General features: G+C 65.9%; 18 protein-coding genes. 3 read left to right on the top strand and 15 right to left on the bottom strand.

Annotated features, from left to right (window positions below):
• Window positions 1-162: 162 nt before the first annotated feature.
• Window positions 163-2,022, top strand: a complete 1,860-nt coding sequence (gene ilvD / locus U4Y88_RS01075; protein WP_321781629.1) for a dihydroxy-acid dehydratase — start codon at window positions 163-165, stop codon at window positions 2,020-2,022.
• Window positions 2,023-2,438: 416 nt separating this feature from the next.
• Here the strand turns inward: ilvD and U4Y88_RS01070 are convergent, their stop codons facing one another.
• A complete protein-coding gene (locus tag U4Y88_RS01070; protein ID WP_321781628.1) occupies window positions 2,439-3,347 on the bottom strand; it encodes a hypothetical protein in 909 nt (302 codons plus the stop codon).
• Between the two features lie 144 nt (window positions 3,348-3,491).
• Between U4Y88_RS01070 and U4Y88_RS01065 the strand changes: the two genes are divergently transcribed.
• Window positions 3,492-3,791 carry a hypothetical protein gene (locus U4Y88_RS01065; protein ID WP_321781626.1) on the top strand — a complete coding sequence of 100 codons (300 nt, stop codon included), beginning with the start codon at window positions 3,492-3,494 and terminating at the stop codon, window positions 3,789-3,791.
• Between the two features lie 525 nt (window positions 3,792-4,316).
• Window positions 4,317-4,889, top strand: coding sequence for a cupin domain-containing protein (locus U4Y88_RS01060; protein ID WP_224011858.1), 573 nt, complete (start codon window positions 4,317-4,319; stop codon window positions 4,887-4,889).
• Between the two features lie 92 nt (window positions 4,890-4,981).
• Here U4Y88_RS01060 and U4Y88_RS01055 read toward each other — a convergent pair whose 3' ends face one another.
• From U4Y88_RS01055 to U4Y88_RS00990, 14 genes are all read right to left on the bottom strand, one after another.
• A complete protein-coding gene (locus U4Y88_RS01055) occupies window positions 4,982-8,113 on the bottom strand; it encodes a multidrug efflux RND transporter permease subunit (RefSeq protein ID WP_321781625.1) in 3,132 nt (1,043 codons plus the stop codon).
• 15 nt (window positions 8,114-8,128) lie between these two features.
• Window positions 8,129-8,749, bottom strand: a complete 621-nt coding sequence (locus U4Y88_RS01050; RefSeq protein WP_321781623.1) for a GNAT family N-acetyltransferase — start codon at window positions 8,747-8,749, stop codon at window positions 8,129-8,131.
• Window positions 8,746-9,294: a GNAT family N-acetyltransferase gene (locus U4Y88_RS01045; RefSeq protein ID WP_310629947.1), complete on the bottom strand. Its 549-nt coding sequence runs from the start codon at window positions 9,292-9,294 to the stop codon at window positions 8,746-8,748. The genes U4Y88_RS01050 and U4Y88_RS01045 overlap by 4 nt, the downstream gene beginning before the upstream one ends.
• Before the next feature lie 168 nt (window positions 9,295-9,462).
• Complete coding sequence (locus U4Y88_RS01040) at window positions 9,463-10,764, bottom strand: TldD/PmbA family protein (protein WP_321782233.1); 1,302 nt, start codon at window positions 10,762-10,764, stop codon at window positions 9,463-9,465.
• A gap of 110 nt (window positions 10,765-10,874) precedes the next feature.
• Window positions 10,875-12,311, bottom strand: a complete 1,437-nt coding sequence (locus U4Y88_RS01035) for a TldD/PmbA family protein (protein WP_321781622.1) — start codon at window positions 12,309-12,311, stop codon at window positions 10,875-10,877.
• The gene (locus U4Y88_RS01030) at window positions 12,308-13,951 is read right to left on the bottom strand and encodes a dipeptide ABC transporter ATP-binding protein (protein ID WP_321781621.1); all 1,644 of its coding nucleotides are present in this window, start codon (window positions 13,949-13,951) and stop codon (window positions 12,308-12,310) included. The genes U4Y88_RS01035 and U4Y88_RS01030 overlap by 4 nt, the downstream gene beginning before the upstream one ends.
• Window positions 13,951-15,063, bottom strand: a complete 1,113-nt coding sequence (locus U4Y88_RS01025; RefSeq protein ID WP_224011852.1) for an ABC transporter permease — start codon at window positions 15,061-15,063, stop codon at window positions 13,951-13,953. The genes U4Y88_RS01030 and U4Y88_RS01025 overlap by 1 nt, the downstream gene beginning before the upstream one ends.
• Window positions 15,017-16,072, bottom strand: coding sequence for a microcin C ABC transporter permease YejB (locus tag U4Y88_RS01020; RefSeq protein ID WP_065063906.1), 1,056 nt, complete (start codon window positions 16,070-16,072; stop codon window positions 15,017-15,019). Before U4Y88_RS01020 ends, U4Y88_RS01025 begins: the two co-directional genes overlap by 47 nt.
• Window positions 16,073-16,080: 8 nt before the next feature.
• A complete protein-coding gene (locus tag U4Y88_RS01015; RefSeq protein WP_321781620.1) occupies window positions 16,081-17,997 on the bottom strand; it encodes an extracellular solute-binding protein in 1,917 nt (638 codons plus the stop codon).
• A gap of 134 nt (window positions 17,998-18,131) precedes the next feature.
• The gene (locus tag U4Y88_RS01010; protein WP_321781619.1) at window positions 18,132-20,849 is read right to left on the bottom strand and encodes a TonB-dependent receptor; all 2,718 of its coding nucleotides are present in this window, start codon (window positions 20,847-20,849) and stop codon (window positions 18,132-18,134) included.
• Window positions 20,850-21,212: 363 nt separating this feature from the next.
• Window positions 21,213-21,788 (bottom strand): helix-turn-helix domain-containing protein, encoded by a 576-nt coding sequence (locus tag U4Y88_RS01005; protein ID WP_224011849.1) that lies wholly within the window; start codon window positions 21,786-21,788, stop codon window positions 21,213-21,215.
• A 218-nt stretch (window positions 21,789-22,006) separates the two neighbouring features.
• Window positions 22,007-23,218 (bottom strand): hypothetical protein, encoded by a 1,212-nt coding sequence (locus U4Y88_RS01000; RefSeq protein ID WP_321781618.1) that lies wholly within the window; start codon window positions 23,216-23,218, stop codon window positions 22,007-22,009.
• 8 nt (window positions 23,219-23,226) lie between these two features.
• A complete protein-coding gene (locus U4Y88_RS00995; RefSeq protein WP_321781617.1) occupies window positions 23,227-23,658 on the bottom strand; it encodes a biopolymer transporter ExbD in 432 nt (143 codons plus the stop codon).
• Between the two features lie 63 nt (window positions 23,659-23,721).
• Window positions 23,722-24,147: an ExbD/TolR family protein gene (locus U4Y88_RS00990; RefSeq protein ID WP_224011846.1), complete on the bottom strand. Its 426-nt coding sequence runs from the start codon at window positions 24,145-24,147 to the stop codon at window positions 23,722-23,724.
• Window positions 24,148-24,167 lie beyond the last annotated feature (20 nt).

The raw sequence follows: 24,167 nt of genomic DNA, 5'->3' as shown, positions 1-24,167 counted from the left end.
CCCCGGCGGGCGGGCCGGGCGGCCCTGCTGCGGGTGTGGGATAATCGCTGAGTTTGCCCAAAGCGCAGCTCAAAAGGTTGTCCGCACGGGCGCGCGAAGGGCCTTTATTCCCGTGGCCCGCTGTTTTCCTGCGACCTTTTCGACCTTTTCATAGCACCCACGATGCCCGCATACCGTTCCAAAACCTCCACCGCCGGCCGCAACATGGCGGGGGCGCGCTCCCTGTGGCGCGCCACCGGCATGAAAGACGAAGACTTCCAGAAGCCGATCATCGCGGTGGTCAACTCGTTCACCCAGTTCGTGCCCGGCCACGTGCACCTGAAGGATCTGGGCCAGCTCGTCGCGCGCGAGATCGAGGCCGCCGGCGGCGTCGCCAAGGAATTCAACACCATCGCGGTCGACGACGGCATCGCGATGGGCCACGACGGCATGCTCTACTCGCTGCCGAGCCGCGACATCATCGCCGACTCGGTCGAGTACATGGTCAACGCGCACTGCGCCGACGCCATGGTCTGCATCTCGAACTGCGACAAGATCACCCCGGGCATGCTGATGGCCGCCATGCGCCTGAACATCCCCGTGATCTTCGTCTCGGGCGGCCCGATGGAAGCGGGCAAGACGCGCCTCGCGAACCCGGTCACGAAGGCCATCGAAGTCAAGAAGCTCGACCTGATCGACGCGATGGTGATCGCCGCCGACTCCAAGTACAGCGACGCCGAAGTCGCCGAAGTCGAGCGCTCGGCCTGCCCGACCTGCGGCTCGTGCTCGGGCATGTTCACGGCCAACTCGATGAACTGCCTGACCGAAGCGCTCGGTCTCTCGCTGCCGGGCAACGGCACGGTGGTCGCCACGCACGCGGACCGCGAACAGCTGTTCAAGCGCGCGGGTCACCGCATCGTCGAACTGGCGCGCCAGTACTACGAGGAAGAAGACGAACGCGTGCTGCCGCGCTCGGTGGGCTTCAAGGCCTTCGAGAACGCCATGACGCTCGACATCGCCATGGGCGGCTCGACCAACACGATCCTGCACTTGCTGGCCATTGCGCAGGAAGCGGGCATCGACTTCGGCATGACCGACATCGACCGCCTCTCGCGCGTCGTGCCGCAGCTCTGCAAGGTCGCGCCGAACACGAACAAGTACCACATCGAAGACGTGCATCGCGCGGGCGGCATCATGGGCATCCTCGGCGAGCTGGATCGCGCCGGCAAGCTGCACACCGACGTGCCGACCGTGCACGCGCCTTCGCTCAAGCACGCGCTCGACCAGTGGGACATCGTGCGCACCGACGACGAAGCCGTGAAGACGTTCTACATGGCGGGTCCGGCGGGCGTGCCCTCGCAGGTCGCGTTCAGCCAGAACACGCGCTGGCCGAGCCTCGACAGCGATCGCGCCGAAGGCTGCATCCGCTCGTACGAGCACGCGTTCTCGAAGGAAGGCGGCCTCGCCGTGCTGACGGGCAACATCGCGCTCGACGGCTGCGTGGTGAAGACCGCGGGCGTCGACGACAGCATCCTCGTGTTCGAAGGCACGGCGCACGTGACCGAGTCGCAGGACGAAGCGGTCGCGAACATCCTCGCCGACAAGGTCAAGGCCGGCGACGTGGTGATCGTGCGCTACGAAGGCCCGAAGGGCGGCCCCGGCATGCAGGAAATGCTCTACCCGACCAGCTACATCAAGTCGAAGGGTCTGGGCAAGGCCTGCGCGCTGCTGACCGACGGCCGCTTCTCGGGCGGCACCTCGGGCCTCTCGATCGGCCACTGCTCGCCGGAAGCGGCAGCGGGCGGCGCGATCGGCCTCGTGCGCGACGGCGACAAGATCCGCATCGACATTCCGAAGCGCACGATCGACGTGCTGGTGTCGGACGAGGAACTCGCGCGCCGTCGCGAGGAGCAGAACGCCAAGGGCTGGAAGCCGGTGCAGCCGCGTCCGCGCAAGGTCTCGGCGGCGCTCAAGGCGTATGCCAAGCTCGTGATGTCGGCCGACAAGGGCGCCGTGCGCGATCTTTCGCAGCTCGACGACTGACGCTTGCGCGATCTTTTGCTGGATCGCTGGTGAAAAAGCCGCTCTCAGGAGCGGCTTTTTTTATGGCTGATGACGCGATGAATATGAATTGTGTGGCGCACGGCGCGCGGCAGTTATTTCGGATTCCTCCGCGATTTGAAGCGGTAAGGACGATTGCATGCGATGCAATTGAACAACCCGCACGGGCGCATCGTAGCGCCGAATCTTGCCGATGGTGCCGATCGGCTTGAAGCACGCGAGCGAAGTGCTGCGCTATTTCTCGCTGGTCAGCACGCTCGGCACGCCACAGCATGTGGCCGCGCAGACGTTGCGCGTCGACGAGCGCACGCAGGCGCGCCACGCGCAACTGATCACGCAGCCTTCCACGCCATCGAGCGGCGCGAGCGCGCATCAACTACGCGCACGCACCCGCTCGCTCACTGATCGTCGTCCGGTCCCGGCGAGCCCGAATCGATATGGCCCGCCGTCCCCACGCCCTGCGCGGCGATGGAGCGCGCAAGCAGCCGCTTCGCTTCCTGGCTCGACGCGTCGATCGTCACCGCATGGCCCGCGTTCTGCCACGCGCACGACCACTTGCCCTCGCGCGCGCAAAGCCGCCCATAACCGAGAAGCGCATCGCGCTCTTGTTCGCGCGCCTGCAAATCGGCCTTCATCTGCTGCGCCTCGGCGTTGCCGGGCTGCGCGGCGAGCGCGCTCGTGATCGCGCGGCGCGCGGGCCACAAGCGGTTCTTGTCGAGATTCGTGCGCGCCACAGCGAGATTGCGCGCGACATCGGCGCGCGTGGCCGTACCGCCGTTTTTCTCCGCGGATTGATCCGCCGATGCCCGAGCGTCCACGCCCGCATTACGCGGCGTGGTCGCAGGGTGAGCGGATTGGGTCGGCACCGCGGCGACCGAAGGCACCGCGCGCGCCGTCGCGTCGCGGGGCCCGGCCAACGGCGCTGCATGCACCGTGGCCGTCGTGGCCGAGGGCGCGCGCGTGCCGTCCTGCTGCGACGACACCGCGCCCTCCACCGACTGCCCGATCATCGCGCTGGCCGGCGCATCGCGATGCGAAATCACATAGCCCGCCAGCGCGGCCGCGACCAGCGCCACCGCGCCGAACGCGTAGAGCGGCAGACGCGAGCGCCGCGCGCCGTGCGATTCGTGCGCGCGATAGCCGTCGTAATCGGCGTAAAAACGTTCGCGCCCGAAACCCGCCGGCACCGCGCCGCGCTCGGTATGGAAGCGCTGCGAGACGACGCGCGGCCGCTCGGGCGTGCCGCCCTCGCCGCCTCGCGACGCGCCGGCAAGCTGGTTCGCGCCGCATTGGGGACAAAATATCAATGGCGCATTCAGCCGGTTGCCGCAGTGGGGACACTGCCTCGGACCGGGGGCGCCTCGACCTGGTTCGTTAAACATGGGAAGAGCTAGCGATTCGAAAGCTTCAAGGGCCGCCGCGGCCCGAAGGCGACATGCGGCGGATGACGAATGGCGAAGCGCCGCAATTTGCGTGCCGCTGCGCCGGATGCGCGAACAACGCGAAGGAGGATGGGCGAGAAAGTGGAAACGAATATGAGCCACTTCCGCGTGAAGATCAATCGGCGGATTCGGCCACGATGGCGGATCTGGATGACGCCCCATGAAACCCTCGCCGCTGAGCGCCGCAATGCGGACAGCGCGCAGAATAAAAATCAATCTGAATATCGGCGCCGAGCGGCTGTCACATCGAATTACAGAACGACGTTCGCTGGAACACAGTTCGTCGGAGAATATGCGCGACTGTGGTGAAACCGGGGCGAAACCGGGACGAGATTCAGTTCGATTGAATTGCCGATTTATGCGGGTGCTGCCGACTTATCATTCAGGCGCTGCCGAATAACGCGCGATGCGGCTTGCAGCGTGCGTTTCGCGGGGAGCGGGCAGAAACGGCGCGAAAGTCGGCGCGCAAGAACCCGCACATCGCTCACATGTAAGAGAAAGAATAAGAAACAAACTCCGATATCCTCAGAAAAATGGCGATGTTATGCTTGAGACACAGTGAAGTGATCCCGATGCATACGACATCGTTGATTTTCACTAATGCGCGCCGGCGGATTTTTTTACGCGCACATTTACTAGAACGAAATCCATGGAGAGAAGCGAATTGATTCGCAGCGGGGAAATCCAGCCGGAATGCGCGTTTTTTTCAGCGCTGCGCGCAACAATCCGCATCGAATGCGCACGCATTCGCATCCATCAGACAAATCATTCCCGCTAGCGCGCCGGCAGGCGGATGACCACTTCTCGCACCCATTCCAACGACTCGCCCCCAACATGGCATCGAAAACCGTCGAAACCCAGAGCGTCGTCTCCGTCGGCAGCAAGATCCGCTCGCTGCGCCAGCGCCAGGGGCGCACGCTGGACGACATCGCGACCGTCTCGCAGCTTTCCAAGCCCTTTCTTTCGCAAGTCGAGCGCGACCACGCGAGCCCGTCCATCACCTCGCTCGTGAGCATCGCGAAGGCGCTGGGCGTGCCCGTCAGCTATTTCGTCGATACGCCGACCGAGGAAGGCTGCGTGCGCCGCCGCAAGGACCTGCAGTATTTCGCGTTCGCCGATTCCGCCGATCTGTTCGCGCGGCTCTCGAATCAGTCGGGCGGCCGCCAGCTCGAAGCGATTCTCGTGCGCATGCCGCCCGGCGAGCGTCCGAGCGAGGTGACCACGCACGCGGGCGAGGAATTCGTCCACGTGCTCAGCGGCGAAGTGACGATCACGCTCGAAGGCAAGTCGTTCGTGCTCGGTGCGGGCGACAGCGCGCACTACGAATCGACGGTGCCGCATAGCTGGACCAACGCGCGCGACGACGAAGCCGTGCTGGTCTGGGTCGGCACGCCGCGGCTGTTTTAAGCGCAGCGCAGCGAAGCGCGCGGGCGCGCGCGTCGCTGCACGCGCGTTCGCGCGCCTCCACTCACGCGCCTTCGCACACCCTCACTGCGCGCTCACTGCGCGTTTTCCTCGAACACCGCCTCGCCGCGCGCCGGACCGCGTGGGCGTCGCGGACGGCGCACGCGCCGCACCGGCGAGCGCGCGGCCACCGCGCAATAGAGCACCGGCGCGAACACAAGGCCGAGCACCGTCGCCGCCAGCACGCCGCCGAGCACGCCCGTGCCGATCGAGTGACGGCTCTCCGCGCCCGCACTGTGCGAGAGCGCGAGCGGCACCACGCCCAGCACGAAGGCCGCCGACGTCATCACGATCGGCCGCAGCCGTTCCGCGCAACCCGCCACCACGGCCGCGCCCACGCGCATGCCGCGCTCGCGCCGCGCGTTCGCGGCCTGCACGATCAGGATCGCGTTCTTCGCCGTGAGCCCGACCACCGTCACGAGCCCGACCTTGAAATAGATGTCGTTGGGCAGGCCGCGCAGCAGCATCGCCGTGACCGCGCCGAGCGTGCCGAGCGGCACGACCAGCAGCACCGCGAGCGGCGTGATCCAGCTTTCGTAGAGCGCCGCGAGCACCATGAACACCGCGAGCACGGAGAGCCCGAGCAGCAGCGGCGTATCGCGCGCCGCCTCGATCTGCTCGAACGCGGTGTCGGTCCATTCGTAGGCCACGCCCTGAGGCAGATCGAGCGCGAGCCGCTCCATTTCCGCCATCGCCTCGCCGGAACTGTGGCCGTGCGATTCGCGCCCGCTCACGTCGAGCGACGGATAGCCGTTATAGCGCGCGAGCATCACAGGGCCGCGCGTCCAGCGCGTGCTCGCCAGCGACGAAAGCGCCACGGTCGCGCCCGTGCTGGTCTGCACCGGCAGGTCGAGCAGTTGACGGTCGGCCATGCGCGCGTTCGCGTCGGCGGACACGATCACGCGGCGCATGCGTCCGCCCGCCGGAAAGTCGTCGACGTAGGTCGAGCCGAAGGTCGTGCTCAGCACATCGGCGATACGGTCGAACGGCACGCCGAACGCGTAGGCCTTGGCGCGGTCGATGTCGAGATCGACGCGCGGCGCATCGGGCAGATCCTCCGAATGCACGCCCGCGAGCACGGGGCTTCGCGTGGCCGCGTCGATCAACTGGCCGCGCGCCGCCTTGAGCGCGTCCATGCCGACGCCGCCGCGATCTTCGAGCCGGAACGTGAAGCCCTCCGAGTGGCCGATGCCCGGCACCGGCGACGGCAAGGTGGCCTCCACGTCGCCGTCCAGGATCGCGGCGAATTTGTCGTTGAGGCGGTCGCGCAGCGCCTGCGCGCTGATCGAGCGGCGGTCCCAGTCCTTGAGATCGACGAAGGCCATGCCCACGTTCTGCCCGCTGCCCGCGAAGCTCCAGCCCACCACGCCCGTCACGTTCTCGACCGCGCTTTCGCTGCGCAGGATGGCCTCCGTGCGTTGCAGCACCGCGAGCGTGCGCGCCTGATTCGCGCCCGCCGGCAACTCGATCATGACCTGCAACTGGCCTTCGTCCTCAGCGGGCAAAAAGCCTTCGGGCATCTGCCAGTAGAGCCACGCACCCGCGCCCAGCAGCACGGCGTAAATCGCGAGCACGCGGCGGCTGCGGCGCAGCAGCTTGATCACGATGCCGCGATAGCCACGCGACACGCGCGCGACCCGCGAGGTGCCGTGCGCTTCGATATGCTTCGGTTTCCTGAGCATACTTGCGCACAACGCAGGCGTAAGCGAGAGCGCCATGAACGACGACACCAGCATCGACGCAATCATCGCCACCGCGAACTGACGATAAATGCCGCCCACGTTGCCGGTGAAGAACGCCATCGGCACGAACACGGCCGTGAGCACCGCCGTCACGCCAACGATCGCCCCGCCGATGCGCGACATCGCACGCCGCGTAGCCTCGCGCGGCGGCAGCCCTTCTTCGTGCATCGCGCGGTGCACGCTTTCCACGACCACGATGGCGTCGTCGACGAGAATGCCGATCGCGAGCACGAGGCCGAACAGCGTGAACACGTTGATCGACATGCCGCCGATATAGAGCGTGAGAAACGCGCCCATCAGCGTGACGGGAATCACGACCGTGGGCACCAGCGTCGCGCGCAGATCGCGCAGGAACAGCCACATCACGCAGAACACCAGCACGATCGCTTCGAGCAGCGTGATGATCACTTCGCGGATCGCCACGCGCACGAAATGCGCGCTGTCGAATGGAATCTCGACGGTGATGCCGGGCGGCATGCGCTTCGAGAGTTCGGCGAGGCGCGCGCGGATCGCGTCCGAGGTTTCGAGCGCGTTGCCGCGCGGGCCGAGTTGAATGCCGACGGTCGCGGCGGGCCGTCCGTTGAGCCGCGAGAAGAACGAGTAATCGCTGCGGCCGATTTCCACGCGCGCGATGTCGCGCAGACGCACGATCGAGCCGTCGGTTTTCGCCTTGAGCACGATCTCGCCGAACTGGTCGGGCGTCTCCAGCTGGCCTTTCACGTCGACCGACGCGTTGGTCTGCTGGCCCGCCGCGAACGGCGCGTCGCCGATCGTGCCCGCCGTCACGGGCGCATTCTGCGCGCTGATCGCCGTGGTCACGTCGCTGGCCGCCAGCCCGTATTCGCGCAGCCGGTACGGATCGAGCCAGATGCGCATCGCTTCGTCGGCGTCCCATAGCTCAGCCGAACCCACGCCGGGTGCGCGCTTGAGTTCGCGCAGCACGTAGCGGTTCAGATAGTCGGCGAGCTGCGCCGAGTCGCGCGAGCCGTCGGTCGAAGTGAGCGCCACCAGCATCAGGAACGTGTTCGACGCCTTCACCACGTTCACGCCCTGCTGCACCACCGCTTGCGGCAGACGCGCCTCGATCTGCTTGATGCGGTTCTGCACATCCACGAGCGCGATATCGGGATTCGTGGCGGGCGCGAAGGTCACGTCGATCTCGAGATTGCCGAGGCCGTCGCTGGTGGTTTCGTAGTAGAGCATGCCGTCCGCGCCATCGAGACTTTCCTCGATGATGCTCGCGACGTTGTCGTCCACGGTTTGCGCCGATGCGCCCGGATACTGCGCGACGATCACGATGCGCGGCGGCGAGAGGCGCGGATACTGCGCGATGGGCAGTTGCGTGATGGCGAGCGCGCCCGCCACCATGACGGCGAGCGCGATCACCCACGCGAAGACCGGCCGGTCGATAAAGAAGTAGGGCACGCGAGGCGTCCTGGCTTAGAGGGCTGTCGGGGAGTCCGGGGTGGTGTCTGCGCTTGCGTTTGCGTTCTCGCCTGTCGTGTCGGCGGGCGGCGCGAACGCGGGCGCATCGACGAGCCGCGCCATGTGCAGCACGTCGTGCAGCGCGCCGTCGCGGATCGCGTCCGCGCGGGCGCACGCCTCCACCTCGAAACCGAACTTGCGATAGAGCGCGAGCGCAGGCGCGTTGTCGGCGAACACCTGCAGTTCGATGCGGCGCAGGCCGAACGCGTTGTCGGCGGCGTCGAGCAGCGCGGCGAGCAGCAGCGAACCGACGCCGCGCCCGTGATACGCGTCGTGCACCGAAATGCCGAGCGAGCCGCAATGCGCGCGCCGCCCGTCGTGCGCCCGCAGTTCGGACTGCCCGACGATCTGCCCTTCGTATTCGGCCACGACCGTCATCGAGTCGGCCTTCTGGCTCGCGAGCCAGGCGCGCACGGCTTCGCCCGTGCGGTAGCCGTGCGAAAGCGTGCCCGGACGCACGCCCGGCAGGTTCATGAGCGCCGCCATCGCGTCGGCGTCGTCGACTTCGGCGGCGCGCACGCGCAGCGCTTTCGCGAACGCGGCGCGCTCGGCCGCGGCATCGTGGGGAAGATTCATGATGCCTCGCTTTCGACGTAAGGAAGCGGCGCGCGCAGACGCCCCATCAGAAACGAATCGACGTAAGCGCCGTCGCGCAGCATGTTGCCGCGCAGCCGGCCTTCGATCTCGAAGCCGCTCTTGCGATAGAGCGCGATGGCGGGCGCGTTGTCGACAAAGACCCTGAGTTCGAGACGGCGCAGGCCGAGCCAGTTGTCGGCCAGATCGAGCATCTCTTCGACAAGCCGCGTGCCCACGCCGCGCCGCTGCCAGTCGCCGTGCACGCCCACGCCGATTTCGGCCACGTGCGCGCGGCGCATGCGGCCGATCTGCACCTGGCCTTCGCCGACCAGTTCCTCGCCCATCCAGGCGCCGATCATGACGAGTTGCGGCGTGCGTTTGGCGAGCCATTCGCGCGTGGATTCCAGCGTGCGAAACGGCGTTTGCGGATCGCCGTGCGCCATCGACGGCGAGTAGATCAGCGCGTGCAGTTGCTCCGCGTCGCGCTCCCGTATGCCGCGCAGCACGAGCGGCCCGCCCGTCTGCGGATTTGCGTTATTCGACATCTGTGCATCCTTGTTGTTTTACGTTTTGCTGCACTTCCGTACTGCGCGTTCTTTACTGCTTTTCTGCTTTTCTGCTTTCCGGCTTTCCTGCTTTCCTCCACCGCCGAAATGCACGCGCGGCGCGCGCCCTCGTGCGCGCCGCGTGACCTCCCGTCCCGCTCGCGCGGGCTACAACACCAGTTCGAACGACTTAACTAGCGCGCCCGGCAGTTGCAGGCCGCCGGTCGCGCGCTGTCCCCAGGTGGAATCGGAGAGCAGCAGTTCGGACTCTGCGCCCAGCGCTTCCAGACGCTCGCCGAGCAGGCCGTACAGGCTGTCGTCGAAACGCATGGCGTCGACCGGCGCGACGATCTCGCCGTCTTCCACCCAGAAGGTCGCGAAACGCGTCATGCCGGTCAGGCGGCAATTCATGCGGTCCGAGAAGTTCACGTACCAGAGATTGCCGACGTAAAGCCCGGTGCCCAGGCGCGCGAGCACGTCCTCAGGCGCGAGGTCGCCAGTCGCCATCGAAACCGTGGTCGCCCTTTCCTCCGGCAGCGCGCCGTTCGGTTCGAGCCCGTACTCGCGCGCCGAACGCGCGCTCGTCAATTGGCCCACGCCGCGACCGCCTTCGATCAGCGGCACGCTCGCGCGCAGATAACCGTCGTCGTTGAATGCAGGCGAGATGCCCAGTTCGAGCGATTCCGCCAGCGACACGCGCGGATCGAACGCGGCCGCGCCCGTGTTGAGCTTGTAGAGCGGGCTCGTCGAGGCCGCCTGGGCGCGCGCCGAAAAGCCGCCCCACGCCATCGACTCCACGAATTCGGCGAGCGCCGACGGCGCGAGCCACGCGCGATAGCCGCCCGGCGTGAGCACGCGCGGCGCGCGCAGCAGCACCGGCAAACGCGCCGCCGCCTCGCTCACCTTCGCCGCGAACACGGCGTCGTCCCACGCGTCGCCCGCGTAGCGCGTCTTGATCGCGCGCCCGTTCGGCTGATACAGCGACCAGCTGAAATTGAAGTTCTCTACTTCGTACCAGCCGCGGCTGCCCGTGGTGGACGCGAAGCCGCGCGAGAGCGTGCCGCCCGCGTAGAAGCCCACGAAATCGAGCCCTTGCGCGCATTGCGCGACGAGTTCGACGAGCGCCTGCGGCTGCGGCAGCTTGCCGTTGCGGCGCGTGCTGCGCGACCACGACGTGGTGTCGAACAGCACGTGCGGATCGTCGGGCGCGTCGAGCAGGCTTTCGCGCAGCGCCGCGAGCGCCTCGGCGACGTTGCGCACGTCGGCGTTCGCGTCGCCGCTGAGGTCGAGCGTCGAATACGCCTGGCGCGCGCCGTGCACGAGCCGCAGCGTCAGACGCCCCTGCTCCACCTGGCCGCTCTGGCGCACCTTGCCCGCGTTGAAGCGGATGAAATCGGACTGCTCGCCCGCGAACGCGCTGAGCACGGTCTCGCCGGGCTGGCGCTGACGCTCGATGGCGTCGGCGAGCATCGCAAAGTGCGCGTGCCAGTCGATCGACGCACCCGCTGCGCGCGTGCCTGTGCGGGCTTCGGTGCGGGCCTCGGTGCGGGCGTCCTTACCGGCAAAAAGCGTGTCGCTCATCAGGCGGCTCCGAAGACTTCGACGTTGGAAAACACGCAGGCCGGCGACGCGTGGCCCACGCGGATGACCTGCGCGGGCTCGCCCTTGCCGCACATCGGCGTGCCGTAGACCTCGCGCGTGGACGCGTCGCCCACGGCCGCGAGGCTGCGCCAGAAGCTCGCGGAAATGCCGCGATAGCTCGGCCGCTTGACGATCTCCGTGAGCTTGCCGTTTTCGATCAGCTGACCGAACTCGCAGCCGAACTGGAACTTGTTGCGATGATCGTCGATGGACCAGGACGTGTTGGTGCTCATCAGAATGCCGTGCTCGATGCCCGCGATCAGCGCGTCGAGCGGCTGGTCGCCCGGCTCGATGTTGAGGTTCGCCATGCGGTCGATCGGCGGACGATTCCAGTTCGCCGCGCGCGAGTTCGCCACGCCCGGCAGGCCCGCGCGCTGCTGCGAAAGCGCGCCGCCGAGCGGCCGTTCGAGCACGCCCTTGCGAATCAGATATTGCTTGCTGGCCGCGCTGCCGTCGTCGTCGAAGGCGTAGGCGGCGGCTTCCTCGCGCGTGTCCGGGTCGAAGGTCACGTTGAGCAGTTCGGAGCCGTACTGGTAGCTGCCGAACATCTCCGGCTTCACGAAGCTCCAGCCCGCGAAATTGCGTTCGTCGCCGAGAATGCGGTCGAGTTCGAGCGGATGGCCGATCGACTCGTGAATCTGCAGCATCATCTGGTCGGGCATCAGCAGCAGGTCGCGCTTGCCCGTGGGGCAGTTCGGCGCGGCGAGCAGTTGCAGCGCCTCATTCGCGACGCGCGCGCCCGAGCCGTCGAAGCCATAGCGCCCGAGAATTTCCATGCCGCCCTGCGCGAGCGTGCCGTAGTGGCCGCCGAGCGTGCGCTCCTGGGTGTCGCCGTCGTCGTGCGCGACCACCGCGACGTTGGGCATCAAAAAGCGGAAGCGCTGCTCGATGCGCACGCCGTCGCTCGTCAGGTAAAGCTGGTCGCTCTGCGTGACTTCCATGCCCGCCACGCGCTGCACGATGCGCGCATCGAGCTTCGCCGCCGCGCATTCGTGCGCCAGGCGTTCGAGCCATTCGCGCCGCGAAGGCAGCGCCGCCTGCGCGTTCGGCGACACGTATTCGCCGCTCTGCGCGGGCCGCGCGATCTCGCGATGGTCGATCAGCCCGTGCGCCGCGCTTGCCTGCGCGCGCGCCGTGGCGATCTCCAGCGCGCGCTGCAAACCGCTCGCCGTAAGGTCCGCCGTGGCCGCGTAGCCCGCGCCCGCGCCGGCCCACGCCGTCACCATCGCGCCGCGCTCGCGCGCGATACGCAGCGGCAGCGCCACGTCGTTGCGCACGACGTGATCGTCCTTGCGTTCGTCCACGAAACGCACCGACCAGAAGTCGGCCGCGCTGCGCAATCCGCGCGCAGCCAACGTCCAGCTTTCATCGATCATGCAATGTTCTCCTTGAGCGCGGCGGGATGCGTGGCGGGATTCGCCAGCATCGATGCCGCGAGCAGCGATTGCGTATAGGGATGCGTGGGCGCGTCGAGCACCGCGAGCGTGTCGCCCTGCTCGACGATGCGCCCCGCCTTCATCACGATCACGCGATGCGCCATCGCGCGCATCACCGCGAGATCGTGCGTGATAAACAGATAGCTCAGACGATACCGCTTTTGCAGGTCCGTGAGCAACGCCAGCACCTGTTTCTGGATGGAAACGTCGAGTGCGCTGGTCGGTTCGTCGAGCACGATCATCTCGGGCTCGACCGCGAGCGCGCGCGCAATCGCGATGCGCTGGCGCTGGCCGCCCGAGAATTCGTGCGGATAGCGCAGCATCGACTCGGCGGGCAGCCCGACTTCCTCCAGCAGCCCGCCGATGCGGCGGCGCTTCGCCTCGCCCTTCAGTTGCGGCTGATGCACCGTGAGCCCTTCGCCGACGATCTGCTCGATCGTCATGCGCGGCGAGAGCGAGCCGAAAGGATCCTGAAATACGACCTGCATACGCTTGTAAAGCGAGAGGCGTTCGCCCGCGCCGCGCAGCGCGGCGAGCGGCTGCCCGTCGATGCGGATCTCGCCCGCCGCCGCGCCCTGCAAGCCTAACACCGTCGAGGCCAGCGTCGATTTGCCGGAACCCGATTCGCCGACCACGCCGAGCGTTTCGCCGCGCTTGAGCGTGAGGCTCGCTTCGTGCACCGCGCGGAAGGTATCGCCGCCGAACAGCGAGCGCCAGCCCTTGCCCGCCGTGCGGTAATCGACGGCCAGATCTTTCACGTCGAGAATCACGGGCGCGTCGGGCGCGACCGGCTGCACCGCGCGCGACGGCTCGCTGTCGAGCAGACGCTGCGTGTACGGATGCTGCGGATTCGAAAACAGCGCCTCGGTCGTGTTGGTTTCCACCAGCACGCCCTTTTCCATCACGGCCACGCGCTGCGCGAAACGGCGCACGAGATTCAGATCGTGCGTGATCAGCAGCACGGCCATGCCGCGCGCGGCCGCTTCCTGCTCCTGCAATTCGAGCAGCAAGTCGACGATCTGCTGGCGCACGGTCACGTCGAGCGCCGTGGTCGGTTCGTCGGCGAGCAACAGGCGCGGACGGCACGCGAGCGCCATCGCGATCATCGCGCGCTGACGCTGGCCGCCCGAGAGTTGATGCGGGAAGCTGTCGATGCGGCGCTCCGGTTCGGGAATGCCGGTGCGCCGCAAGAGTTCGATGCCGCGCGCGCGCGCCGCGTTCGGGCGCAGGCCTTCGTGCAGGCGCAGGCTTTCCGCGATCTGCTTGCCGATCGTGAACAGCGGATTGAGCGCGGTCATCGGCTCCTGAAACACCATGGCGATGTCGCCGCCGCGAATGCCGCGCATCTGGCGCTCGCTTTGCTGCAACAGGTCCACGCCGTCGAGCAGCATGCGCCCGCCCAGTTCCGCCTGCGCGACGAGACCGAGGATCGACAGCGCGGTCACGCTCTTGCCCGAACCCGACTCGCCGACCAGCGCGACACGCTCGCCGCGCCCGATCGAAAGACTAAGATCGCGCACGGCCAGCTTGTCGCCGAAGCGCACGGAAAAGTCCTGAATATCCAGCAACGGTGCGCTCATCATTTGCCTCCGCCGAATGCCGAGCCGCGTGCGCGCGTGTCGAGCGCATTGCGCAGCGCGTCGCCCATGAAGGTCAGCAGCAGCAGCGTAATCACCAACGCAGCGAACGCCGAAATCGAAATCCACCATGCGTCGAGATTGTTCTTGCCCTCTTGCAGCAGCTCGCCGAGGCTCGGCATCGGCGGCGGCACGCCAAGGCCCAGGAAATCGAGACTCGTCAGCGAAAGAATCGCCGCGCTCATGCGAAACGGCAGGAATGTGATGACCGGCGTGAGACTGTTCGGCAGCACGTGACGCCACATGATCTGCCAGTTCGTCAGGCCCATCGTGCGCGCGGCCTTCACGTAATCGAGCGAGCGGTTGCGCAGGAATTCGGCGCGCACGTAATCGGACAGCACGAGCCAGCCGAACATCGAGAGCAGGATGAACAGCAGCCACAGCGTGGGCTCGAAGATCGACGCGAAGATGATCAGCAGATACAGGTCCGGCATCGAACTCCAGATCTCGATCAGGCGCTGGCCGATCAGGTCGGTGCGTCCGCCGTAGAAACCCTGCACCGCGCCCGTGAGCACGCCGAGCAGCACGCCCGAGACCGTGAGCGCGAACGCCATCAGCACCGAGAGGCGGAAGCCGTACAGCAGGCGCGCGACCACGTCGCGGCCGAACTGGTCGGTGCCGAGCCAGTTGCTCGACGACGGCGGCGCGGGATACGGACGCGCCGCGAAATAGTCGATCGTGTCGTAGCGGTACGGATTCGGCGGATAGACCGCGAAATTGCCGTGCGAAGTCAGCTTCGAGCGGATGTACGGGTCCAGATAATTGGTCTGCGCGGGGAAATCGCCGCCGAACAAGGTCTCGGGATAGTTCTTCACGATCGGGAAATAGTAGTGCCCGTCATAGCGCACCACGAGCGGCCGGTCGTTCGACAGCACTTCGCCGAACAGGCTCACGACGAACAGCACCATGAAGATCACGAGGCTCCAGTAACCGAGCCGCTGCGCGCGAAAGCGCAGCCACGTGCGACGCCACGGCGAAACCGGCTGCGCGTGCGCGAGCGTGGCGGAATCAGCGGTCCAGCCGGTGGAACTGGATGCGGGGGTCGACGAGGACATAGCAGACATCGGCAATGAGTTTGGTGACGAGGGCGATCAGCGTGAACAGAAAGAGCGAGCCGAGCACGACGGGGTAATCGCGGCGGATGACCGAGTCGTACGAAAGCTGCCCCATGCCATCGAGCGAAAAGAGCGTTTCGATCAGCAGGTTGCCGTTGAGGAACGCGCCCACGAAGGCGGCGGGCAGACCGGTGACGAGCGGAATCGCCGCGTTGCGCAGCACGTGTTTCCAGAGCACGTCGCGTTCGGGCGCGCCCTTCGCGCGCGCGGTCAGCACGTACTGGCGGCCGATTTCTTCGAGGAAGGTGTTCTTCGTGAGGATCGTGACGATCGCGAAGTTGCCCACCACCGAGGCCGTGACCGGCAGCACCATGTGCCAAAGATAATCGAGCACCTTGCCGATCGCGCTGAGGTCGTCGAAGTTGTCGGAGGTGAGGCCGCGCATCGGAAACACCTGCCAGAACGTGCCGCCGCCGAACATCATCAGCAGCAGCACGCCGAGCACGAAGCCGGGAATCGCGTAGCCCGCGAGCACCAGCACGCTTGTGACAGTGTCGAAGCGCGAGCCGTTGCGCACGGCCTTCGCAATGCCGAGCGGCACCGAGATCAGATACGTGAGGATCACGGTCCACAAGCCCAGCGAGATCGACACCGGCAGCTTCTCGCGGATCACCTGCCACACGCTCGCGTGCTGGTAGTACGACTGGCCGAGATCGAAGGTCGCGTAGTCCTTGAGCATCATCACGTAGCGCGTGAGCGGCGGCTTGTCGAAGCCGAACTGCTTCTTGATCTGCTCGATCTGCTGCGGGTCCACGCCCTGGCTGCCGTGATAGCCGCCACCGCCCGCGCCCACTTCGCCGCCGCGCGCGCCGCTGCCGTGGCGCAACTGCGTGAGCACCTGTTCGACCGGACCGCCCGGCACGAACTGCGTGACGATGAACGTGACCGTGACCACGCCGATGAGCGTCGGCACCATCAGCAAAAGACGTCTGAGAATATAGGCGTACATGCGGCTCCTTACTGCGCGGCGGCGGTTTTATCGGCCGCGGCGGGTTGGGTGGACGAAGCCCCGCCCGCGCGCGCGGGATCGGGCGCGCCGGGTTTGCGGAACCAGTAATCGATGGCCCACTCCTCCGGCACATAGGTCAGCGGCAAGACCTTCGGCCGCCCGATCGTGGTCTTGAAGGCGATGCGCTCGTTGGGCGCGTAATACTCGGGCACGAGGAAATACTCGTTCATCAGCACGCGGTCGAGCGCGTGCGTGGCCGTTTCCAGATCGGCGAGCGTGCTGGCTTTCTGCACGTCGTCGATGAGCGCGTCGACCACTTTCATCTTCACGCCCGGATAGTTCTCCGAACCCACCTGGCTGGCCGCCGCGCTGCCGAAACGGCGCACCAGTTCCGCGCCCGGAATCGTGGTGGGCGCGTAGATATAGGTGGTCAGGTCGTAATCGAAATTGTCGATGCGCTTCTGATAGAGCGCACTGTCGATCTCGCGCAGATTCGCCTGGATGCCGAGCATGCCGAGCGCCTGCGTGTACGGCAGGATCAGGCGATCCATGCCGGGCTCGTCGTCGATAATCTCGACGGTCATGGGCTCGCCGGCCGCATTGCGCAGCGCGCCGTCGCGATAGTGCCAGCCCGCCTGCGCGAGCAGATCGCGCGCTTCGCGCAGATTGCCGCGCAGCGAATTGGGCGGCAGCGTGTTCGGCAACTGCATCATCGGGCCGAACACTTCCGGCGGCAGGCTCGCGCGATACGGGTCGAGCAGCGCGAGTTCCTGCGGCGAAGGCAGGCCCGTGGCCGCGAATGGGCTCACGTCGAAATAACTCTTCAGACGCGTGTACTGACCGTAGAACATCATGCGGTTCATCCAGTCGTAGTCGAACGCGAGCGAGAGCGCGTGGCGCACGCGCACGTCCTTGAAACGATCCTTGCGCGTGTTGATGAGCATGCCCTGGAATTGCGCGGGGCTGATCGCGAAGTCGCGCTTTTCCAGCATGCCGTTGCGGAAATTCTTGCCCACGTATTTGCGCGCCCATTGCGTCGCGCTGTATTCCACATGCACGTCGGCGTCGCCGGCCTTGAACGCTTCGAGCTGCGTATAAAGGTCGAGATAGAGATTGAAGACGATGCGCTGGAAGCGGTACATGCCGCGCCGCGTCGGCAGATTCGCGGCCCAGTAATCGGGATTGCGGCGATAGACGATCTGCTTGTCGTTCTTGCGCGACTCGATCAGATACGCGCCGCTCGCAATCGGCGGCACGTTCGAAAGCTGGTTGAACGCAATCGTGCTGCCGTCGGCCTGCTTCGCCCACTTCGGCGAGAACACCGGCAGGTCGCCCGCGATCAGCGGCGCGTCGCGTTCGGCGCGGCGGAAGTCGAAGCGCACCGTGTGCGGGTCGATCACCACGGCGCGGCGGATCACCTCGAACTGCGCGTTGAACAGCGGCGAGGCCTGCGGGCTCGTGAGCGTGTCGAACGAATACTTCACGTCGGCGGCCGTGATGGGATCGCCGTTCGAAAAGCGCGCGCGCGGGTCGATATGGAAGGTCGCCGATGTGAGGTCGGGCGCGACGTCCACGCTCTGCGCGATCAGCGGATATTCGGACGCGAGTTCGTCCCAGCTACGCTGCATCAGCGTGTCGAACATCAGGTTCTTGATGTCCGGCGCGGGCGAGCCGCGCACGAGAAACGGATTGAGCGAATCGTAGCTCTGCGCCTGATCGAAATTCTGGAAGCTCAACGTGCCGTCCATGGGCGCGTCGGGATCGGCGTAATCGAAATGCGTGAAGCCGGGCGGATATTTGGGCGAGTCGTACTGCGCGATGGCCGTGGCCGCCTGCGCGGCACCGGCAAACGCCGCGCCCAGCGTGCATGCTGCAAGCGCTGCGCGGGCTGCCGCCACGACGCGCGCACACTTCGTCAGTCTCATCTTCGGTCTTTCTGTCCGCATGGTTTGCGTTGGCGGCACGCGGCGCGCGCAGATGATGCGCGCGCCGCGGCCTGGCTGCGTCCTTCGTGAGGACTGGGCCGGTTGCCCGGCCCGTTCCTGCTATGCCACTGCGTTTAGAACTTGTACGTCGCGCCGATCTGGAGATAGCGGCCCACGTAGTTGTACAGCGACTGGTCGTAACCGGTCTGGTCGATCGAGCCGAGCCAGAGCGGATCGAACGGCGGCGCCTTGTTGAAGATGTTGTTGATGCCGCCGTAAATCGTCCAGTGCTTGAAGCCCGTGTACGCGACGTTCAGGTTGAACTGGCTGTACGAGCCCGTCGAGTAGTCGTAGCCCAGCGCATCCGAATACGGGCCGACGTACTGCCAGTCGAGCGTCGCATTCCACTTGTGCCAGTTCCACGACAGATCGGTCGTGCCCTTCCAGCGCGGGAACGAGCCGCCGAACGGCTGGGCGAGCGTCGCATCGTTGCCCGCGCCGTCGGTCGTGCCCGAATCCCCGCCGATGCCGTCCATCTTGAAGTGCCAGACGTAGGCCCAGTCCGCCGACAGCGTGAAGCGGCCGATCTTCGTGTTGATCGACTGGCTGAAGGTGGTTTCGAAGCCCGACGTGTCGAACGAACCGAGGTTCTGATACGGCTCGACCATGTAGGCGATCGAACCGTCCGAGTTGTAGACCGTCTTGCTCGGGTCGACCACCGCGCCGATCGCGTTATCCACGTGAATCTTGTAGAAGTCGAAACCGATGTCGGTGCCGCGCGCCGGCGAGAGTTCGAAGCCGATGTTGTAGTTCTTCGTGCGTTCCGGCTGCAGCGCCGTGTTCCCGGTCGTGACGACGGTTTCATCCGCGCCGTTCGGACCGACCGGCGAGATGCCCGTGCTGGTCGAGTTGGTGTTCTCGACGAAGCTCGGCGCACGGAAGCCGCGGTTGTACGAGGTGTACATCGTCAACTGCTGGATCGGCTGGAAGCGCAGCGCGAAGCGCGGCGAGAACGCGCCGCCGAAGTCGCTGTAGTGGTCGTAGCGGCCCGACTGGCTGAAGGTCAGGATGTGCTGCCAGAGCGGAATGTCGACCTGGTAGTACACGGCCGCGACGTTGCGCTCGCCATCCACCGTTTGCAGCGACGGATTCAGCACCGAGCCGTCCATCGTGTTGGCGCCCTGGTCGATGCGCTCGCTCTGGTGCATGAACTGGCTGCCGAGGCCGAGGCCCACGTCGCCGGTCGGGATATGGAACAGGTTCGGCGTGGACAGCGTGGCGTCCACCACGTCGAGCTTCGACACCGCGATGTTGTTGGTGTCGGTGAACACGCCATTCAGGCCGTTAGGCGTAGCCGACGGATTCGCGAAGTCGTAGGTGCCGTTCGCGAGCATGTTCTCGACGCCCGCCACGCTCAGTTCGCCCGAGTAGGTGTTGGTCACCGTGCTCTGCGAATGGCCGTACGACAGCGCCCAGTCCCAGTCTTCCTTTGAGACCGAGAAGTTGCCCTTGATACCCATCGCCGCGCGGTAGAAGTTCGCTTCGGTGGTATTGGAGACCGTGTTCGGCAGCCACGTGAAGATCGTCGCGTCGGTGCCGTAGGGGTTGTACGGGTTGCTGGCCGGGACCACGGCCTGCCACGCGGAAAGCGTGCCGGTGGCCGGGTTGTAGACCGTCTTGTTGCCGAGGTACGACGTGAAGTCGTTGGTGACCGTCTTGATGTTGCTTTCCCAGAGGTCGGCCCAGGCGGTGGTGTTGTCGTTGACCTTGAAGTCGGCGTGAACCTTGGCGTTCCAGCGCTCGGTCCACGGATCGATCGAGCCCGATTCGGCGGTGTTGTGGCCGCACACCGTGCCGCCCGACGCCGCGCCCGTGTTCGACGCGATCACGTTGCTGCCGTAGGGCTGGACCGTGCCCGAGCAGGGGCTCAGTGCGTCAGCCATGCCCGTGTTCGGATTGAGCCAGTACGACGGCGAGAGGACCGAGCCGCCGAAGCCCTTGTTGCTGAAGTCCTGGTTTTCGGTCGTGTCGCGGTCGGCGAGCGTGAAGCCGTTCGACTTGTAGTAGCTCGCCGTGGCCGTCACGTTGAAGCGGTCGCTCGTGAGATTGCCGAAGCCGCCGAGAATGCCGAACTTGGTCGTGCCCGCGCCGCCTTGCGTGGCGCCGCCGTAGCTGCCGTCGAGCTGCAGGCCCTGGAAGTCGTGCTTGGTGATGATGTTCACGACGCCTGCGATCGCGTCCGAACCGTACTGCGAAACCGCGCCCGTCTTGACCACTTCGATGCGTTCGACGGCGTTCAGGGGAATGGCGTTGAGGTCGAAGAAGGTGTCGGTGCCGTTCACGGCGAAGCCGTAAGGCGCGACACGCTGACCGTCCACGAGCACGAGCGTGTACTTCTCGCTCAGACCGCGCAGTGCGATACCGGCGCCGCCGGCCGCGAAGCTGTCGTCGTTCGACTCGCCCCAGCTGTTCGCGGAGTTCGCCGAGATCGTGCGCATGTAGTCCGAGACGCTCGTCGCGCCCGAATTCTGGATCTGCTCCGGCGTGATCGTCTGCACCGCCTGATAGCCGGTCTTGTCGGACTGGCGGATCAGCGAGCCGGTCACCTCGAACTTCTTGAGCTGCGCGACGTTGTCGCCGTTCGCCTTGGTCGTCGTGGACGACGAAGACGACGTTGCAGCGTCCGATGCACCCGTGGGCGCGGCGGCCGTGGTGGTGCCGCCGCCGGCGGTCGCGCCGCTCGTGGCGGCAGGCTGGCTTTGCGCGAATACCGGTGCCGCGATGGCCGCCGATAGTGCGAGTTCAGCCCAGATTATCCTTTTGATGGCTAGCGCCAAAACCCTCTGTTTCACTTTTTCCCCTTCTCACTCGTCAGTCACGCCCACTTACGTCACGCGGAGCGAGGTCTTGTGAACCTCGCCGTCGATTGACGACGCTGTCGCGTCGCGCCCATTGCGCAAATCGCTCCGGCGGCGCGGTTGCGTCCGTCGCGGCGATCTACCCAAACCCCTTTTGAAATCGGACTACTAACGGCTTTCAAAGCATGTGCGCCACGCAATCGCACTACCCTGCCAATCGTTGCGGACGCCTTCGTGCCCGCGCGGCAACCCCTGTTTATGCTTGCGCGCCGCGCGGGTGAAGTCTTCACATTACATTTGGACTACTAATATTTCTGTATTGCCGTGAAGCGCTTTGTTCTGTTGCAACGGCGTTTCTCAAATCAGTTTCGGCGTACCCACCCAGACGAATACGCTTTCCGTATCGGAGGGATTGGCCCACGCATGCGGCACCGCCGATTCGAAATGCGCGGTATCACCCGCGCGCAACACGAACGTCGTGTTTTCCAGCGTGAGCGACACTTCTCCGCTCATGACATACAAGAACTCTTCCGTAGCCTGCGCGACGACGTCGAAGCGTTGCGCACCGGCCGGCATTCTCACGAGCTGCGCGTCGAGCTTGCGATCGCCGCCCGTCGACGTGAGCCGTCCATACTGATTCGCCGACCCGGTGAAGCCAAAGAACTTCAGGCGCTCGGCGCGGCGCACGACCTGTTCTTCCGCCGGTGTTTCGATGAAGTACTGCAAGGTCACGCCCAACGCCCGCGCGATGCCGATCAGCGAACGCAACGACGGCGTGGCGCGCCCGCGTTCCACCTGCGAGAGATAAGGCTTGGATATTCCCGCCAGCTCCGCGGTCTCCTGCAACGTGCGCCTGAGGCGCTGTCGCAAGGCGCGGATGCGGCGGCCGGTGGTTGCTGCAACGTAGGCCTTCTCGTCAAGTGGCGAAACCATAGCAAGACAAAATAACGCGTCAAAATTTGTTTGATGAGATCGAACCTCTTTTTATGGCGCGACACCTCCATCGGCTTGCTCCGTAAAGCGAGCCGTTTCTATTTCGACCGTTTGAATGCACAACGAGAAAAACGTCCTGCGTAAAACGCCTGCTTTCGGTGCCGTCAGCAATAACATTGCAACGACATTGCGATTTCCTTACCGCTGCATTTCCGCGTTTATTTCGCCGCGATCAATAACCAGAGCTGCGCGAGATCGGCCGATCCGTCATTGCCCTTGACCGCCTTGAAGGCCGTCACCGCGCGCGCTTTCTGGCCCGCGAAGTAATACGCCTCGCCGAGCCGCAGACGCGCCAGATCGGGATGATCGACGCCCTTGGCGAGCGCCGCTTCCATCGCCGCGAAACCGGCCTGCTGCTGACCCGCGAATACCTGATTGAAGCCCGCATCGAACGGCGCGAGCGGATTTTGCGGATCGGCGGGCGCGCTCGCGCGCTTCGCGGCGAGCGCCTGCAGACGGCGCTCGCGGTCCGCTTGCGCGTCGTGGCCCAGTGCACCGCTCGTAAAGCCCTGATCGACGATCTGCTTGCCTTCCGCCGTCGAGCCCGCCACGATCGCGAGCTGCGTGAATTCCATATAGTCGTTCGCGCCCGAAAGCGAACCGGCGGCGCGGCGCAGCCGGTAAACATCGACGTCGAGCGCGGAGAGATAACCGGGCTTGGCGCGGATCGCGTGAATCAGATCGTCCCAGTAAGCGGGCTTCGGGTGATACGCGACGAGCTTTTCGAGCGCGCCGCGATACGCCGCCTGATCGTTGGCCTTCTGCGCGACCGTGCCGAGCAGCTGCAACTGGTCTTCCTCGGGCGCGTGACCAGCGCGCACCTGCGCATCGACGTTCGCGCGCAGCAGCGCGAGCGCACCCGCGTTGTCGCCGGAGAGGTAATACGCCTCGATCAGCAGCGTCTGCATCTGCGGATCGCTGCCGCCCGCCTTCTGATAGCGCTGCGCGGTCCTGATCGCCTTCGCGTAATCCTTCTGCTGGAAATACAGCCCGGCGAGCGCAGCCGCCGTGCGTTGCTCGTCCTCGCCCCTCACCTGGCCGCCCGCGAGCAGCGTTTCGTACGCGTGCTCGGCGGTGGCGTTGTCGCCTGCCGCCACCGCTGCCGCGCCGCGCATCTCTTCGACCATCAAGGTCTCGTAGTCGGTGCGGTTGGGCACGGCGGCCGCCTGCGCGATCTTCGCGAGCGCCTCGCTATAGCGATGTGCACGATAGAGCGTCTGCGCGTCGTTGAGCGGCTTCGCCACTTCGGGCCGCAAGGTCGGCGCCGCCTGAGCAGCCTGCATCGCGAACGGCGCCGCGCCGAACACGCCTGCGCCGCCCAGCGCGGCGGCCAGCACGGCCTGTCTGAATCGTCGGGAAATACGCGCCACGTCGTTCCTCACTGCATGTACTGTTCGTTGCCGATCAGGCCGATCTTCGTCGCGCCCTCGCGCTGCGCCGCGGCCATCACGGCCGCCACGTCGCGATACGGCACGAGCCGGTTCGGCCGCACATGAATCTCGGGCTGCTCGGGCTGCGCGGCCGCCTGCGCGAGCCGCGACTCCAGGTCCGCCTCGGTGGGCACGGGCTGGCCGTTCCACGTCGTGGTGCCGTCGAAGTCGATGTCGATCTGCACGATCTGCGGCTGCGTGGCGGGCGGCGGCGGATTGCCCACCGGCAGATTCATCTTGATCGAATGCATCTGGATCGGAATGGTGATGATCAGCATGATCAGCAGCACCAGCATCACGTCGATCAGCGGCGTGGTGTTGATGTCCACCATCACTTCCGGCTCGCCGCCGCCCCCGCCCGACCCCACGTTCATACCCATGACTTTCCCCTGCTCTATGAAACCGCCGCCCTCAGACGGGCGGATGGAACCCGCTCGCTGCGCTCAGCCGCCGCGTGCTGGCGGCTCCGTGATGAACGACACCTTCGCGATACCCGCGCGCTCGCACGACGTGAGCACGCGGCCGATGAACTCGTAACGCGTGCCCTGATCGCCGCGCACGTGCACTTCCGGCTGCGGCGTCTGCTGCGAGGCCGTTTTCAGGCGTTCGAGCAGCGTGGGCGCGTCGACGAGCGACTCGTTCCAGAAGAAGTTGCCGTCGCGATTGATGGCGATCTCGACGCTTTTCGGCGTGGTCTGCAGCGGCTGCACCGTTTGCTTGGGCAGCTGCACAGGCACCGTGTGCGTCACCACCGGAATCGTGATCAGGAAGATGATCAGCAAGACCAGCATCACGTCGACGAGCGGCGTCGTATTGATGGCGGAGATGACTTCGTCGTCGTCGCCTTCCTGCCCCACGCTCATGGCCATGGCGTACCTCGCTCGACAGA

This window comes from Paraburkholderia sp. J94 (assembly GCF_905220285.1).
In the GTDB taxonomy this organism is placed as follows: domain Bacteria; phylum Pseudomonadota; class Gammaproteobacteria; order Burkholderiales; family Burkholderiaceae; genus Paraburkholderia; species Paraburkholderia tropica_A.
Note: the sequence above shows the minus strand (reverse complement) of the source record. Positions and strands in the feature narration are given on the sequence as shown.

Excerpts from the sequence above, each read along its gene's own strand:
- U4Y88_RS01020 (WP_065063906.1), bottom strand. The coding sequence starts at position 16,072 with ATGTACGCCTATATTCTCAGACGTCTTTTGCTGATGGTGCCGACGCTC.
- U4Y88_RS01040 (WP_321782233.1), bottom strand. The coding sequence starts at position 10,764 with ATGCTCGCCGACGCCATCGAGCGTCAGCGCCAGCCCGGCGAGACCGTG.
- U4Y88_RS00990 (WP_224011846.1), bottom strand. The coding sequence starts at position 24,147 with ATGGCCATGAGCGTGGGGCAGGAAGGCGACGACGACGAAGTCATCTCC.
- U4Y88_RS01045 (WP_310629947.1), bottom strand. The coding sequence starts at position 9,294 with ATGTCGAATAACGCAAATCCGCAGACGGGCGGGCCGCTCGTGCTGCGC.
- U4Y88_RS01005 (WP_224011849.1), bottom strand. The coding sequence starts at position 21,788 with ATGGTTTCGCCACTTGACGAGAAGGCCTACGTTGCAGCAACCACCGGC.
- U4Y88_RS01015 (WP_321781620.1), bottom strand. The coding sequence starts at position 17,997 with ATGAGACTGACGAAGTGTGCGCGCGTCGTGGCGGCAGCCCGCGCAGCG.
- U4Y88_RS01065 (WP_321781626.1), top strand. The coding sequence starts at position 3,492 with ATGGCGAAGCGCCGCAATTTGCGTGCCGCTGCGCCGGATGCGCGAACA.
- U4Y88_RS01060 (WP_224011858.1), top strand. The coding sequence starts at position 4,317 with ATGGCATCGAAAACCGTCGAAACCCAGAGCGTCGTCTCCGTCGGCAGC.
- ilvD (WP_321781629.1), top strand. The coding sequence starts at position 163 with ATGCCCGCATACCGTTCCAAAACCTCCACCGCCGGCCGCAACATGGCG.
- U4Y88_RS00995 (WP_321781617.1), bottom strand. The coding sequence starts at position 23,658 with ATGGGTATGAACGTGGGGTCGGGCGGGGGCGGCGGCGAGCCGGAAGTG.
- U4Y88_RS01025 (WP_224011852.1), bottom strand. The coding sequence starts at position 15,063 with ATGTCCTCGTCGACCCCCGCATCCAGTTCCACCGGCTGGACCGCTGAT.
- U4Y88_RS01030 (WP_321781621.1), bottom strand. The coding sequence starts at position 13,951 with ATGAGCGCACCGTTGCTGGATATTCAGGACTTTTCCGTGCGCTTCGGC.
- U4Y88_RS01035 (WP_321781622.1), bottom strand. The coding sequence starts at position 12,311 with ATGATCGATGAAAGCTGGACGTTGGCTGCGCGCGGATTGCGCAGCGCG.
- U4Y88_RS01050 (WP_321781623.1), bottom strand. The coding sequence starts at position 8,749 with ATGAATCTTCCCCACGATGCCGCGGCCGAGCGCGCCGCGTTCGCGAAA.